The organism is Rhizobium sp. Root1204, from assembly GCF_001424965.1.
Lineage (GTDB): Bacteria > Pseudomonadota > Alphaproteobacteria > Rhizobiales > Rhizobiaceae > Pararhizobium.
The window spans coordinates 68,586-84,235 of record NZ_LMCZ01000003.1; the positions used below are offsets into that span (position 1 = coordinate 68,586).

Genomic DNA, 15,650 nt, shown 5'->3' on the forward strand with positions numbered 1-15,650 from the left:
CGCACAGGGGAGTGATGCGTGGCCGAGTATTTCACTGACACAGAATATGGAAAGCGCCCGCGCAATATAGAAGAGATCGATGAGCGTGTCTGGGCTGGTCTGCTCACTTTGATCCGGATGAGGATCGACGATGGGTCTTTCGGCTATCGATTTCCGCTCCGATGCCCTGACGGAAATGCCGCGTACGGCTGTGACGAGCAGGCTTTCAAGCGAATTTTATCTGTCGAAGTGCCCTGGCTGGACTGGCCACCCGCGATCGACGAGGTGCCGGAAACGCCCATTGTATTGGATCTTCTGGTGTTTTGCGCAGAGTCCGCAGGCAAACCCGTTTCGGAGGGGCACCATGGATACTTCAATCACGATCATCTGAGCTGGGATCGAGAGCCTGGCCTCGAACGATTTGCCGCCGACGTGAACCGTCTTTTCGCCCGCAGTGGCGTGGGGTTCGAGATGAAAGCCGATGGCGGCATACAGCGGCTGATGCCTGCAGCTTTCGCAGAAATCGTCGGCTGGACGGTCTATCAGACGGGGGACAGCGAGACAGACGCTCTGCTAGAGCGGTCAATGAAACTGATCAACTCTGCGAAGATCGACGATCGAAAGGATGGGCTCGAGAAGATTTGGGATGCATTCGAGCGAATCAAGACGATTGAGCCAGGCGCAAACAAAAAAGCGCAAGCGGACGCCCTCCTGGACCGTGCCGCCACCAGCGGCTCGCGTTTCCGCCAGGAGCTCGGCACTGAGGCATCAGCGCTTACTTCGATCGGCAACACGTTCCGCATCCGGCACAGCGAGACAGGTCAAGAAAATCTAAGCCGGCCGGAATACCTCGACTATCTGTTTTTCCGGATGTTGTCTTTCATTCAACTCGCCCTGAAGACCACAGGCAGGACCACGAGCTGAAAGCCCAGGGGAGTATTGATGGCGCGTATAAGAAAAATTGAGATAAGGAATTTTCGTAGCATTGCTACGTTCGATTGGTTTCCGAACCCAGGCATCAATTGCTTGATCGGCCCAGGGGACAGCGGAAAATCGACGATCCTAGACGCTATAGATTTATGCCTTGGTGCTCGCAGGAACATTGTTTTCTCGGATGACGATTTCTATAATTTGGATACGGCAAACCCGATCTGTATTGCCGTGACCCTCAGCGAGCTCGATGGAAATCTGCGTTCCCTGGAAACGTATGGGGCTTGGTTGCGAGGGTTCCATCCCGTCAGTGGGGTCATAGAAGACGAGCCAGGCAATGGCCTGGAAACTGTACTAACCGTGCAGCTCAAGGTGGCAGATGACCTGGAACCGCAATGGTCCTTGGTTTCCGAACGCGCGACAGCGCAAGGCCTCGAACGAAATCTGTCGTGGGCCGATCGCCTCGTCCTATCCCCCACGCGCCTGGGTGAAAGCTCGGAGAGCAATCTTAGTTGGAAAAGAGGTTCCATTCTTAACAAAGTGTCCGGGGAGCGAGCGGATCTCGGTGCGTCCCTGGCCCGGGCTGTACGAGACGCGCGTGCGTCTTTCGGGAATGCGGCCGAGTTGCAGCTGGGTCAGGCACTCGCGACCGTGCAAGCTACCGCAACGCGCCTGGGGGTTCCTACCGGACCAAAGGTTCAAGCTCTCCTCGACGCGCATTCTGTGAGCATTTCGAGCGGAACCATCTCGCTCCATGGGAGCAACGGCGTGCCGTTAAGGGATTTGGGGCTCGGATCGATGCGGCTTTTAATCGCTGGCTTGCAAAGGCATGTCGCTGGTACGTCACCCATCATGCTTGCTGACGAACTTGAATATGGTCTTGAACCCCATCGTATCATTGCGTTACTTGGAGAGTTGGGAGCGAAAGATCCGGTCGCGCAATTTCAAGTATTTGTAACCACCCATTCTCCCGTTGCAGTTCGCGAACTCTATGCCACCCAGCTACATGTCGTACGCAGATATGGCGCACAGCACTATGTAAACTGGCTTGGCAATTCGCCTGATGTTCAAGGAACGATAAGATTATTCCCCGACGCCCTTTTGGCACGGTCGATCGTGGTCTGCGAGGGGGCGACAGAAATTGGACTGCTGCGGGGTCTCGACCTCGGCTCCCAAACCGCCAGCACGCCGTCTTTCGCCGCGATGGGCGCATCCCTGGTCGATGGAGGTGGAGATACCACGTTTGCCCGTGCTCTGGCTTTTCAAAAAATGGGCTATCGTACCGCAATCCTCCGGGACAGCGACGTTGCTGCAAATCCCGACTTAGAAAGCCAGTTTCGAAAAGATGGGAGCGCTGTTTTTTCGTGGCGTCCAGGCTACGCGCTTGAGGATGAACTCTTCGCCTGTGTGAGCCTCAACGCGCTCAACCAACTGATCGCCCGTGCCATCGATCTAAAGGAAGAGCAGGTCGTGGACGACCATATTCGTTCTACCTCGAACGGCGCACATTCTCTTTCCAGCCTGGCTACGTCGCTAATACAGCCGGGCTTAATTCCGGAAGTCAGATCCATGCTCGGTCGCGCGTCGCGTACGAAAAAAGGTTGGTTCAAGTCTATCACGGCAATGGAAGCGGTCGCGAGAGACATCGTCATACCCGACTGGCAAAACTGTTCATCAGACCTCAGAACACCGATAGACATGTTATTTGGATGGATGCGTGCCTCCTGACCTCCTCACTATCGAACGGGGTTCCGTCGTCGCGCCGGCTGGCTGCGGGAAAACCGAGCTTCTGGCGCGCGCGCTCACGCGTCACACCGGCCGGCTTCCCGTACTTGTCCTAACGCACACGAATGCGGGCGTCATGGCATTGCGGACGCGACTGAACAAGTCGGGTGTCAGTCCGAGCTCCTACAAGCTCACCACAATCGACGGCTGGTCCATGCGATTGATCACACTATTCCCGCATCGATCATCACACGATCCGGGGATCATGAACGGCCGGTTTCCGCAATATGGGGAAATTCGTCGCTTTGCCGCGAACCTTATCGAAAGCGGGCATTTGAGCGATATCATAAAGGGAACGTATTCGCGCGTCCTGATCGACGAATACCAAGACTGCTCCACGCTCCAGCACCGCATCGCAGTGGCTCTTTCCCAAGTGCTGCCGACTTGCGTGGTGGGTGACCCGATGCAGGCAATTTTCGGATTTGATCGGTCGGATCCTTTACCCGACTGGGATCGATCCGTGCTGGACTACTTTCAGCCTGCTGGTTTTCTGAATGACCCACACCGATGGCTTAACGCCGGGACAGCGCAACTGGGGCATTGGCTTTTGTCAGCTCGGACTGCATTACAATCCGGCGTTAAGGTTGACATCAGAAGTGCGCCTCCGCAACTAACCTGGATCCCGTTGGATGGATCCAACGGAGATCACCCACGAATGCTCGCTGCCGGCCGGATGGTGGCGCCGACGCCCGGCGGGACCGTGCTTATAATGGGAGATAGCCGCAACCCTTCTGGACAACAGCGTTTCGCAAGCCAAGTGCCTGGCGCAATTACTGTGGAGTCGGTGGATCTCAAAGATCTCGTCACTTTTGCCGAACGTTTCCAGTTGAACGCGCCCGATGCTACACGCGTGCTCGTGGAATTCGCTCAGCAACTCATGACGAACCTCAGCGGCCCCGAAATGCTGCAACGCCTCGATACTCTCAGGCGCGGACAAGAGAGGAAGCCTGCTACAGAAGCCGAATCCGCAGCATTGGCGTTTGAGGTCGACCGGAGCTACTCAAGGGCGGCCTCTCTACTCTCCGCTCTCAATAAACAGGGCGGCGTGAGGGTTTACCGTCCGGCAGTGTTCAGAGGATGTTTGCAGTCTTTAGGCCGCGCTGATCAGGATGGATGTTCATTTGCTGAAGCCGCGATTGCGACAAGGGAGCAGAACCGGCTCGCCGGCCGTGCACTGCCGAATCGCGCAGTAGGAAGTACCCTGCTTCTGAAGGGGCTGGAAGCTGATGTTGCTGTTATATTAAATGCCGACGAGTTGGATACCAAACATCTTTATGTGGCTTTGACCAGAGGGTCGCGCCAAGTGGTCGTCTGCTCGAAGTCCCCATTGCTTGGATGAGAAATTTCTGTTCAGGCAAATGCACCTGCTTCACCAGTGCGGTACCGCCGTTTTTCGCATATTGGTCGGCCGTGATCCCAGGTGTCGCCGTGATTTCACACTACTCGATGGTCTGCCGGATATCAGCACGTAGAACCGTTTACGCCTGCGCCGTCCTTCATCAAGGCTGTCTCAGACCATATTCCTGCCAAGCTAGGCGCGCGTGGCCCCAAGCCAAACGATTCCACCGTGATCTCGAAGACCACTCGCAAGCAAGTCCTGCCAGGAGCCAGCCTTCGCCGCGGAGGTCTTCTTCGTAAGAGGGAAAATCCTCGGACGGTTGCATCAGAAAGCCAAAGAGGACGTCGTGTGATTGACGCACGCTGCGCCGGGAATATTGTCCAGCAAACCACGTTTCAAACGCAAATCACAGACTACATCGATGGCTAGCCCAGCGAGCTGCACGAATGAAAACTCACGGACGGATTATGTATGTTAAACTTGTTTGATCCCCGATTTCCGGAAGCAAAACTCCACGATCACTTTCGTCTCATCAACGCCCACCCCGACTATGCTAAGGTCAAGCCTGTCATCCAAGACTGGGCGACTGGCTTGCTGGATAGGAGGGGCGAGAGCCAAAAATTCATCAAGGAGTTTCAATCGACGTTCAATTCTTCGATGTGGGAGCTATATCTCAACAGGGCTCTGATCGATTTGGGATGTAGTGTGGACTTTTCGAAGTCGGCGCCGGATTTCTTCGTCCGAGGACCCGGAAACTACGAGTTCAACATAGAAGCTGTCATCTCTGATCAGCCTCCGACTGCGAAGCAGCGGAAAACCTTTGACGAGCAGGATTTCAAAAACCGTGGTGCGCTGAAACTTGCTGGGAAGATCAGGGATAAGGTGGATCTTTACCGCGGAAGCAATGGAAAGAAGCACCCGTATTCCTCGATGAGCCACGTGTGCGGTCGGCCATTTGTCATAGCGATCGCCCCATTCGATAGCGACCTCTCGCTCACGCAAAACAACGAACTCATCAACATGGTCCTTTTTGGCTTGGCGCCGCCTGTGCTCGAAGGGCAAGACCAAGGAAAGCAAGACAAGATAACCTATCTCCTGAAGCCTTCGGGTGCGCCAGTTGAGATGGGAATTTTCACGAACGACTCGTTCACGGAGATCAGCGCCGTCTTCTTTTCGACAGTCGGGACCTTTGGAAAAGCCGTCGTTGAAAGTAAAATTGCTAGGCTCGTCCGGGCAACGCGCTACAGGCTGATCGACAAGGACCAGGTTGAACCCGGTTCGCAGCTCTGGCAGGTCGGGACGCACCGGTTTCAGCTCGCTGCGCGGAACTACCTCCTCACGCAACGACGAGAAACCGAGCACCAGATCGGCGGTGCAGATATGCTTATTCAACACTCGTCGTTTCATCGTGAAACCCATCTGGATGGGCTTCAGGTCTATTTCAATCCTTATGCAGACGTGCCGTTTGACCCTAAATTCCCATGGCCCGAAGAAGTCGCTCTCAATTATTACGATGTCGAAAGCGGTGAGCACATCCAAGCGCATCCTGACGGCGCGCTCGTTTCAAGGCAGGTTTATGAAATAACCCCAGAATCCATTCGGCTTCTGCTCGGCACATATGGCTTCCTTTGACGATGGGAGCCGACTCGTGGAATGCAAGTTTCACGAGGCGCTGACTGGTTTAAACGCCGAGAAACAAGCCCCCCGGCTAGTCGTCTCTTTTCAGAGACGAGAACATCGACCGGAGATCTTCATTGGAGAAACCCCTGTCGTAGGCGGGCCGCGACTGGCCGGACGACTGCGAGCGGGGCGCTGAACCTCTCGTTTCCTCCATCCGCTGTCGATAATCCTCCATTTGTTGGATTGACGCGAGCCGCTCGTCGAAGTCCTTTCGTTTCCAGTAGAACGCAGACGTCGAAGTCAGGCTTTCGATCTTATCGAAATGATCCAACCACTCTCCAATTACCTGCTCAGCATCTTGGTCCTTGCTGATCGAGCTCAATTCGAGGACATCCCCCGCTTCTTCAGCTGCCTCATTGAAATTGCGATAGAATTCCTCCGACATTTCGACCGGTGAGGCCACGAGGCTCGTCGCGAGCTCGGAGAGTTCTTCAATCTCCATCGCGTACTCACGTTCTGAAGAAACATACCTGTATACCTCCAGCCTGAGATATCTTCCGTAGGCTTTGGCATGAGGAAGATGGCTGTACACACCGGTCTCTAGCTCGCCGACGAATACTGGAAGCTTCGCGGTCACCGTCCAGAAGAGTTTCTCAAGCCCTTGCCTACGGAGGTGCTGGCAGAAGTCGGCATTACCAGTTTTGAGAACGAGTTCGCCGACGAAACCTGTGAGGTCATGTAGGGCAATCTTCCCAGTGACTGATGAGCCCGACAAAGCTTCCAGCATCGATGCGGCGACCTGGTGCCGAACGCTTTCAGCAACCTGGGGATCGAGCTTTTTCCATATCGACAATGCTCCCGCCACTGTCGGTACGCAGCGAGCAAGCGTAGCAGCAACAGTGGCGTCTGAGGACTCGCGAGAAAGGTAATCTTGCACTGAAGGATTTATGAAGTTCGCCTTGTCATTCTCAATCACCACGAACGAGGACTTCACCTCGCGGAGCGTCTCTTCAAAGATCGAACCTCGCAGTTCTGCCCTCCTAATAGCGCCAAATTCCACGATCGCGCGATCGAAGAAGCTTCTGAGGGTGCCCAGTTGGATGCCGCTGTTGGAGTACCGGTCTTGTTCGGCAAAGAACATGCAATGGAGTAGGATCTGTGCCCTCCTGCTGATGTGCTGCTTGAATGCCTTCTCCCAAATCTTCTCCGGGTTGGCAAGCGTATCGAGAAATGCCTTCGGATAATCGGTTGCGGCCACATTCCGTTGCATCATCTCGTCCGTCATCCACTGGATGATGCGCGGCATGTAGTTGCGGTGATCCACAATCTGGCGAACCGTGTCACCTTTGAGAAGCGCATCGATCGAAGCTCGATCCATTTCCGAATGGTAGAGATGGTTATAAAGAATTCGCGCCTTCAATTCTCGGGTGTAGGTAGCGAGATTGAGCACCATCTCTGACATCTCGACCTTCCTGTCGTCGAGAGCCTCGGAAAGCTCCCGCGCGGCGTTGAAGATATAGGCCCGCGTCGTGAGGATAAACCGCTTTGTCTTGTCCCTATGTACCATGGACATGAACCGCGCGATTTTTCCGTCGTCGCGTGCCAGAGAAGCTGCATCGAGCCTGATCTTCCCCAGAAAATCGTCGAAGACAAAGACCTGTGGTGTGTCGCGTCGAAATGCTCGGAAGGCGTCATTGATTGAAGCGACCGATGCAAGCTCCCAGCCCTCGTCGCTGTATTCTGCGACAAGTACCTGAGCGAGGGTCGTCTTGCCGACTCCTGGGGGGCCCGAAATGATTAGGCAGTGTGTTGCCTTCAGGATTTCCGCGGATCGGTTGAGGCTCGGATTGACGACAAAGACCTTCAAAATCCGTTCGATTTCCTCAGCTGTCGCTTCGGTGAATACCGCAATGTCACTCTTGAGCAGTCTGTCAAGCACCGCAGCACTGGATAGCCAAAGCTTGATGTGCCGCCTCTCTACCGCGGAATGTTTCGCGAGGTAGCCGTTCAACTCCGAGCGTCCCCAGACACGAGATGAATCGACTGAGGGATGCTCCAGCAAGGATACCAGTTTAGCCTTTCTGTTTGGGGTCAGAGGTTGCGACGTAAGGAGGTAGTACTCCGACGGTTTCAGCGTTGCTACGTTCTTCTTCTCCGCCTTCACCGCCTTCTGCAGGTCCGACCAGGTGCTGTTCTTGTAGTGCTTCGCCTGGATGATGAGGTCGCCGTCGGCTCTGGCGTGACGGCCATCGACACCGCCGTCAGCGCCTTCGGAGAACGTCTCGAACCGAAGCCTGGTTTCCGCTGCCACCAGATCTGCGCATAAACGCTCGAACTCGATCGGCGACAAGTTGGCGAAATCGTATCGGTCGGACACTGGCATGCGACTCCTGGGAGAACTATGCCGTCATGCTACCAATGGAATACGGTCCGTCCATATATTCCTTCTCGCAGATAGTTAGGAGTACCCCCGTCCCCAACTTTTTCCCTAGCCGTTCCAATCTCAATGGCTTCATCCAGCAATGGCGTGAAAGACGACGACGCGCTCGATATCCGCCTGAAAGCTCGCGACTATCTCACAGGGTCCACTCTCGAGTTTAGAAAAAGCGTGACTGAGAATAGCAGTATTGTGCACCCAGCAACCGCGGATCATAAATGGCCCTGGGCGATGTGAAGTTTCGCTCAGATTATCCCCCACGCCCGAAACCTCCCCCTGCCCGTCATCTCCCTGAGGCCGAGCTCCAAAACAATCCGCCGCGCTGCCTGCGGCGTGACGTCGAGGGTGTTCGCCACCATGCCGGCCGACACCAGCGGTTTTGCCATGACCAGCTCAACCAGCTCCGGCAGTTTCGAAGACGTTCGTCTTCCCGTCAATTTGCGTTCCATCATCTGTCGCGCCAGCGCCAGCCGGGCATGCTCTTTCAGACCAATCTCAGCCGCCGCGATCAAGCCTTGCGTGATCGCGATCAACCGGGTTTCGCGATCACGATGCCGGCGCCGATCGACGGGAATGGTTTTGAGGCCGAGATTGATGGTGGCGAGATGGGCGCCGGTGGTGACGCCGGCATCGCGCAGGATCGAGGCGGCCAGTAGCCGGCCGAGCCACGGCGCATGCTGCAGTACCGACAATTCATTCCAGGCATCGAGCGCGACAATCGCCTGCAGCACCGCCGGCAGGTCACGCGCTTGCCGCAACACACCGCGCCATTCCTCAAGTCGCTCGTCCTCGTCCCAGTCGAGATCGTAAACCAGCGGATCCTTTTCCGGGGCGCCGGCGCGGCTGGGCCGTTTTGCCTGTTCGATCGCCGCTTCCGATCGGGCCAGCACTGCATCGATGGCGGCGAATTCGGCGTCGAGCGGGCTGACACCATCATCGACCTCTTCCCCCTCCACTCCTCCGACCGGACAGTCGGCGGCCGCCTCGACCTCGCTGCTCGCAGTGGTGTCAGCCGACGCCACCGTCGCCGCCTGGCCCCGCAGGCTCCGGAGCCCATCGGCAGATAGCGTCCAAGCGGGCGGATTCGCGGAAATCCGTCGGCGAGTTTTCAGGACGTCGCGGGCGATGGTCAGTTCATGGGTGGGCGTGCGAATATCTTTCGTGGCGTCGTGGAGGACGAGGTCTTCGAGATGCACCAACTCGCCGTCGATCCACAGCGAGGCGCAGGCGTCAGCAAAATGGAATCGTTCGATCGATCCCTGGCCAACCGGTGAGCGAGCGATGCGCTCATCTAGACGCGCCAACTCGATACCAGCGCGAAAAGCGGGCTCCATCAGGGCTGTCATGCTGATTTTAGCAAAATCGTAAACCATTGAAATCATAGTAAATGATTTGTTAAAGGAACTCTATGTAATTATTGCGGTTCGCCACATTGTATGATTGTCGGTTGGGCTTCTAACCATCGATAACTGCCGCTTATCGATGGTAGATCGACAGAGGCCGCGAATCCGTCTAATCTGGGCCAAACCCCGCACAGTAAAGGTTTTTTCATGGAAGATCGCGTCCGTTTCGCCCTCGAAAAGCTGCTCAATATCGCCCATCAGAATACCGGCCAGGGCGGCCGCGTCGCCAACTTCCTGCTGGCCTGGTGGAACGCCGAGGTGCATGGCGGTTTCGATCTCACCGATCTGGCCAATGTCGATCGCGAGGTTGCCGAGGATATGGCGACGATCTTCACCTGGCTCGCGCGTGAAGAGGACCTCTCCTACCCCCACGACTATCGCAGCGAAATCGAGCAGATCATCGCTCGCTGGCGGCCGCAGGCAAAGCCAGCGTGATGGCGAACGCTCACAAGTCAGTTGCTCTATCCGGGGTCCAGCGGCGATCCGTCGAGCTTGACACGATCGCATCAGTGTTGCCGATCGATCGTCGCGACGAGCTGGCCGAGCTGCTCACCGACAAAGACATCGAGACGCTGCGTCATCTGGTCAACGAGGGCATGGGCGCCAACACGCTGCGGGCGCTGACCTCGGACCTTGCCTACCTTGAAGCCTGGGGGCTGGCGGCGACCAAAAAATCCTTGCCCTGGCCGGCGCCCGAAGCACTGCTTTTAAAATTCGTCGCCCATCATCTCTGGGACCCGCAGCACCGCGAAACTGATCCCGATCACGGCATGCCGGCCGACGTTGACGAGAACCTCCGGAGCCAAGGATTCCTCAAATCCGTCGGCCCGCACGCGCCGGCGACGGTGCGGCGGCGGCTGGCCAATTGGTCGACGCTGACCAAATGGCGCGGTTTTGACGGCGCCTTCGCCTCCCCTGCCCTCAAATCCGCCATTCGTCTGGCGATCCGAGCCGCGCCAAGACAACGTCTTCGCAAGAGCGCCAAGGCGGTCACCGGCGACGTCCTGGCAAGACTGCTGGCGACCTGCGCGACCGAGAGCCTGCGCGACCTGCGTGACCGCGCAATATTGATGGTGGCGTTTGCGTCCGGCGGCCGTCGCCGCAGCGAGATCGCCGGCTTGCGCCGTGAGCAGCTGACCGTCGAGCCGCCGATCCCAGTGGAGAATGGCGCCCCCCTCCCCTCTCTCTCCATCCATCTCGGTCGCACCAAGACCAGCAGTGGGGAACAGGATGATGTCGTCTATCTGACCGGCCGGCCGGTAGAGGCGCTCGATGCCTGGCTGGGCGCCGCGAAGATCGAAAGCGGAAGCGTGTTTCGGGCCATCGGGCGATGGGGGACTGTTTCGCGGCGCGCGATCGATCCGCAGTCGGTCAATGCCATTATCAAGCAACGGGCGGTGTTGGCTGGATTGGAGAGCGGGGAGTTTTCGGCGCACGGATTGCGGTCGGGATACCTCACGGAAGCCGCCAACCGCGGTATTCCCCTCCCTGAGGCAATGGAGCAGTCACGACACCGATCGGTACAGCAGGCCTCCAGCTACTACAACAACAGCACACGACGGACAGGTCGGGCAGCCCGTATGATTTAACCGCGATAGCGAACGGTTTCTCTATTAAACTCTAGCGTGGTTCGCCCAACGAAAAATGATATGCAAGTTGTGTAGCCTCGGAGAAGGAGCGATGAGGATGAATGACAATCCGGCAGTCAGGGTGGTCCTTTTGACTGAGCAAGCCACTCCACCAGAATACAAAACGAGCGGCTCAGCGGGAGCTGACCTCTTCGCGGCATTCAACGGCCCAGCCATAGTCTTGGGGCCAGGCCAGCGAGCAAACATTCCAACGGGAATTTGCATAGAAATTCCCGAATCCATGGAAGCACAGGTTCGTCCGCGATCAGGCCTTGCGTCGCACCATGGAGTAACCGTCCTGAACTCCCCTGGTACGATCGACAGTGACTATCGCGGCGAGGTTATCGTCATCCTTTTAAATACCTCCGAGACCTCCTACACAATCAAATCAGGAGATCGCATCGCACAGATGGTGATCGCCCCGGTGGTCAAGGCGGCATTTGACACCGTTACGAAGCTTGGTAGCTCCGCCCGGGGCCATTCCGGTCTGGGGAGTACCGGAAGCTAGCCCCAAAATGTCGCATTGCGCCACCCTCAGCGTGTCCATGGGATCTTCTTAATGATCCATTTGTTCACTTCTGAAAGATCCGGGGCACTGGCGTCGAGTTTGGCTTTCAGGGACTCTTCACTGGCGGGCGTCAGTTTCATTCTTTGAAGCGCGAGGCTAAGTAAGAATTCGCTTAGCGCTTCGCCGTGCGGCAGATGCTGCAAATCTACCATTCTCCCGACTAGGTCCGCCATACGTTCACTTTCGATTGGGGCATCGCGATAGTCGAGTTCGATCGGGAGGGACGCCCTGATAAAGGCCGCTTGTATTATCCCATCGTTGAAGCGGAAGAATGTCTCGGCTGCAATAACACAGTGGTTATACGCATCATTGAGGAGCCGTTCGGATTGCATCGAGTCCTTTCCCGAGCGGATGTTTGCCACAATGGCCGCTATCGTGGTGAACACGTCTGCTTGAGACGACGTTGAACAGTTCACGGTACGGGGCCAAAAAGCGAAATTATCTCTTAGTTTAAGTTTGCCACCCAGCCCTTCAAGGAACAAATTGTCGATGAGACCAAGGGAGCTATCCAATTCCCCCAGGCGCTTTTCGAGTTCATTTGGAAGATTGTCGTCCTCAACGAGCAGCGCTCGTTCCGCGTGCCAGCTCTCCGCTAGCCGTTCTCGATCAATCAAGATGTCAAACCATTTGTGGAATTTATACGTAGGCTGCTCCAGGTTGCTCTTCAGCGCCGAGGAGAAGGCAGGAGAGGAAGGCATCGCTGCGGTAGTAATGTAGATCCTGTGAGAGGCAGGCGCGTATTTCCGGAGCGCTCGACTCGCCATAAGGAACTCCGCGCCGTGGCCAGTGGCACCTCCAACAACTACGACTGGGGCTTCGCAGATTTCCCAATCCATTTTCCCGGACTCGATTTCCTTCAGAGTAAGGATCCGGCACTCCACCAACTGTCCTCCCTGCGCGTGCACTTCAGCCGTGATGGCCGAAGCAAGCGTTTTGGACGAGGGGTCATCGTCAAAATGAACGATCGCACGTGTCGAAGCCGGAATACTCGTCGCCACGAGTGTTCTAACCCATTTCCTGAAGAAGTCGGTAAGGACCAATTTTTCTACGTCAATCCAAATAGCTCTCCGCGAATTGGCGATAAGGCTTGACTTATAGGCTCGAAAGACTTCCTGCCCTACTAATTGGGGCAGAAATCCTTTCACAACGTCAGGCTTGTCGTCAAGCTTGGGGACGATCGCTCTGGGGCCGTCGGGAACCGCATGGAAATGCTCACCGATCAGGTTGATAGGCCGGCTGTTTTTGGGGTCAATTCGCGTGGTCTCCGGTCGGATCCCATGTGGGTTCAGCTCGCCATCGTAAACTAGGTCCGCAAGAGTAGTCGTGTTGGGAACGCTGGCCGGAGCCGTGGAAAACAGCGTCACAACCATCTTCGGGTCGGCAACCACCTTCGAGATCCCCTTAGCCATTTCCCCCGACTGGGAGGCGGAGATAAGCACCAGCTCCTTCCTGTCTTTGTGGAAGGGGTGCGTATCTTTGCCATCATAGGACTTGAACGTCGTTATGACTGGAACGGTTTTTCGATCCTTCATAAGCACGGCCGCGAAGGCCAGACTGGCGATTGCCGACGTGTCGACATGGATCCTCTGAACGTCATCGGTCAGCAATTCAAGGATCCAGAACGCGCAGAAAAAAATTTCCGCCCCCTCCGCCAATGCGTGTGCCGCTCGCAGAAAGCGACTGTCTGCTCGGCCTGAAGGCTTCATAAAATGCGCGGTTGGCCCGGCTTCTAGTAATCCTCCGCGATCGCGAAAGAGCTTGGTCAGCCCCTGCCGCCGAATTGGCTCCAAGTTGAGAGTCTTAGGAGGGTCAGCTCGGAAGGCCCGCAAAAATCGCACATGTCCGCAGCGGTCGTATACATAAGCGCCGATTGGAACGTCACGTGCAATTGGCGCAAAGATATCATCCAACTCGTCACCGAGATCGGTGAGAACCTTGGTCAATAATTCCGGGAATAGGATTACCACCAATTCGGGCGACAGATCATTTCTCGTCTGGTCGGAAACAGCTGTCGTCAGATCGTTGGCATCGAATTCACCCGGCCCAGAAAAGATTACGAGCGTTGAAGCCCCATTGGGCGCCTCAGCGCTCCGGCATCGAAACGAATAGAGGCTATTCATTGATTACGCTCTCGGTTCAAAGGCAACATTGCGGTTATGAGAGTTCCATCTGCCCATGCGCGAGGCTGATTAGGTCGGCCACCGTCAATCGAGTCCTCCAAACCTTCGTCAACGTCGGATTGGTGTCCAGGTACGCCGGCGACGTGGACAAGTGAAAGCCTTCCAGAACGAACGCGAATGAACCCACCATTATCGCTGACAACGCGCATTATTCTAAAAAGCCCGTTACCGCTCGTCTCGCCTCCTTTGGTTGTCCCACCCTTTCGAAAGCATGAAAGTATGGCTTCGAACTCATCGTCGATTGATATTTGACTACCAAGAATTCCCGTGGAAACTCGCCCCTTCTTCTGTAGCCACGTTTGGGCCATCCCAGCGCCGCTGTCAAAAATAGACATCTCCACAAACTGTGCGTGTTGGGCTGCTGGGTGATCGGGCCGCCAGGCTTGAAAGTAGTCCTCAATCGGTCTGTGCCCGGATGCACTTGGAACAAGCTTATCTCGCTTAATGTACCTGGAGCCGATGAGGACCCCCCGGACGGACCTCCTATAGGCATTGCCTGCGGCGTCGGCCTGGGCGTGTTCATGTGTGTTCAGAAAAGCCTCGTACATGAGGCTGGCTGCAGCACTTATTAGTCGCGGATCACTGATAGGACGAGATCGAGGAACGATCACCCCTCCGGCTGCATGGAGCAAATCGGCAAAATCGCGGCGGCTTCTGACCTGATCGCTGTTTGGGCTGTAGAGACGGTTGGGGCGTGCCAGACGTTTAGCGTTATCGATGCATATTAAAGGAATGGTCGTTTTTGCGAACTCTCGGAGATCTCTGAGGTGGCCGAAGTGCATCGCTTCAACAAACGGCAAGGCTGTTTCCATGGCCTTAGATCGCTCGATCGCCGCATTTCCGTATCCGCGAATTGCCCGAGCAAAATTCAACGCCACCAGACCGACCGCGGTACGTGAAAAGTGCCCAATCGACACCTCGTCGTTCCCATCCGCGTAAATTCGCAAAGGGGTATTTTCAGTTGCTCGACGGGCCCAGGTGATAACCAGCTGCAACAGAGAAGCCTGACCGCCAATCGCATCAGCTTTTAACGTGTTCGGTAGTCTTAGTTCCTGTTCAGGGTCTGCCCAGAGATTGTCGAGATAGGTCTCGAAATCACCGAGCGAGAAGCTCTTCTCGACACTAAGCAATCCTTCTTCCTCCAGCCCTGAGCGCGATATCGGCAGATCTACCAGCCTGCTGGTTTCAATTGTCTTATAGTGTCAGCCTACAGCTTAGCCCACTTGAACCCGCGCGCACATTGCGGAGCCGCACCTGACTTGGTTCACAGGGCACTGACGGTCAGAAGACAAAGGCTATAGATTCATTTGGAGAACCAAAGATATCAGTCGACGGTGTCCAAGGTCCGAACCGCACCGGTTTGCGGGAGGCGCTGAATGTGACCGAGGTTACCGGAGGACGTTGGTTTAGGTTATGCGGCCAAGGCCTGATGCGTTTACCATATGAGGTTCAGCGATTTCAATGGTTTAATGTGTCGTCAGCTGACAACAGCGCGCACTTCTATCGTTCAGACAGACGTCACTGGCTGGTTCACCTCTTCATGCACGCATCGCCCCTTCTGAATTGACCTTGAGGAGCGCCAGAAGCATCGGGCCGAGAGAAAACTCGCCGCGCCGTGTTCTTGACGTGAGATCACGAAGATATCCCCCGGCCGAATTGATGTGCCCTGCCCGTTCAAGTATAGCAGCCATCGCGACGGCCGCATTTTCGGCGCCCATATCTCCGCCTGATCAGTGTCCAGGAGCGGTAGCGCTCGACGAGCGCCCGATGCACGCGAGAAG

Annotated in this window: 11 protein-coding genes and 1 pseudogene; 7 read left to right on the plus strand and 5 right to left on the minus strand. The window is 56.1% G+C overall.

All coding sequences use genetic code 11. The features are described 5' to 3' along the window. Positions 1-18: 18 nt before the first annotated feature. The 4 genes from ASC96_RS04835 to ASC96_RS33700 all read left to right on the plus strand — a co-directional run bounded on the left by ASC96_RS04835 (position 19) and on the right by ASC96_RS33700 (position 5,665). Positions 19-903, plus strand: a complete 885-nt coding sequence (locus ASC96_RS04835) for a hypothetical protein (RefSeq protein WP_082511946.1) — start codon at positions 19-21, stop codon at positions 901-903. 18 nt (positions 904-921) lie between these two features. Continuing rightward, positions 922-2,637: an ATP-binding protein gene (locus ASC96_RS04840; protein WP_060501929.1), complete on the plus strand. Its 1,716-nt coding sequence runs from the start codon at positions 922-924 to the stop codon at positions 2,635-2,637. Continuing rightward, a complete protein-coding gene (locus ASC96_RS04845; protein WP_060501930.1) occupies positions 2,627-4,033 on the plus strand; it encodes a UvrD-helicase domain-containing protein in 1,407 nt (468 codons plus the stop codon). Before ASC96_RS04840 ends, ASC96_RS04845 begins: the two co-directional genes overlap by 11 nt. Positions 4,034-4,504: 471 nt before the next feature. Continuing rightward, a complete protein-coding gene (locus ASC96_RS33700; RefSeq protein WP_060501931.1) occupies positions 4,505-5,665 on the plus strand; it encodes a hypothetical protein in 1,161 nt (386 codons plus the stop codon). A gap of 76 nt (positions 5,666-5,741) precedes the next feature. Here ASC96_RS33700 and ASC96_RS32470 read toward each other — a convergent pair whose 3' ends face one another. Next, positions 5,742-8,030: a restriction endonuclease gene (locus ASC96_RS32470; protein ID WP_210171861.1), complete on the minus strand. Its 2,289-nt coding sequence runs from the start codon at positions 8,028-8,030 to the stop codon at positions 5,742-5,744. A gap of 305 nt (positions 8,031-8,335) precedes the next feature. Then, entirely contained in the window at positions 8,336-9,472 is a 1,137-nt protein-coding gene (locus tag ASC96_RS04865) for an RHE_PE00001 family protein (RefSeq protein WP_060501932.1), read from the minus strand. Positions 9,473-9,640: 168 nt separating this feature from the next. Here ASC96_RS04865 and ASC96_RS04870 point away from each other — a divergent pair, with 168 nt between their 5' ends. The 3 genes from ASC96_RS04870 (at position 9,641) to dut (ending at position 11,629) form a co-directional block, all read left to right on the plus strand. Then, complete coding sequence (locus tag ASC96_RS04870) at positions 9,641-9,928, plus strand: hypothetical protein (RefSeq protein ID WP_060501933.1); 288 nt, start codon at positions 9,641-9,643, stop codon at positions 9,926-9,928. Further along, positions 9,928-11,082 (plus strand): site-specific integrase, encoded by a 1,155-nt coding sequence (locus tag ASC96_RS04875; RefSeq protein ID WP_060501934.1) that lies wholly within the window; start codon positions 9,928-9,930, stop codon positions 11,080-11,082. The genes ASC96_RS04870 and ASC96_RS04875 overlap by 1 nt, the downstream gene beginning before the upstream one ends. Before the next feature lie 97 nt (positions 11,083-11,179). Continuing rightward, entirely contained in the window at positions 11,180-11,629 is a 450-nt protein-coding gene (gene dut, locus ASC96_RS04880; RefSeq protein ID WP_060502064.1) for a dUTP diphosphatase, read from the plus strand. A gap of 26 nt (positions 11,630-11,655) precedes the next feature. On the opposite strand, the gene ASC96_RS04885 is transcribed toward dut, so the two are convergent. The 3 genes and pseudogenes from ASC96_RS04885 to repC all read right to left on the minus strand — a co-directional run. After that, positions 11,656-13,809 (minus strand): hypothetical protein, encoded by a 2,154-nt coding sequence (locus tag ASC96_RS04885; protein WP_060501935.1) that lies wholly within the window; start codon positions 13,807-13,809, stop codon positions 11,656-11,658. Further along, on the minus strand, positions 13,806-14,999 hold the full coding sequence (locus ASC96_RS04890; RefSeq protein WP_060501936.1) for a hypothetical protein: 1,194 nt from the start codon (positions 14,997-14,999) through the stop codon (positions 13,806-13,808). Before ASC96_RS04890 ends, ASC96_RS04885 begins: the two co-directional genes overlap by 4 nt. 408 nt (positions 15,000-15,407) lie before the next feature. Beyond that, positions 15,408-15,587 (minus strand): annotated as a pseudogene (gene repC / locus ASC96_RS04895) (replication initiation protein RepC); the annotation flags it as partial. Positions 15,588-15,650: the final 63 nt, after the last annotated feature.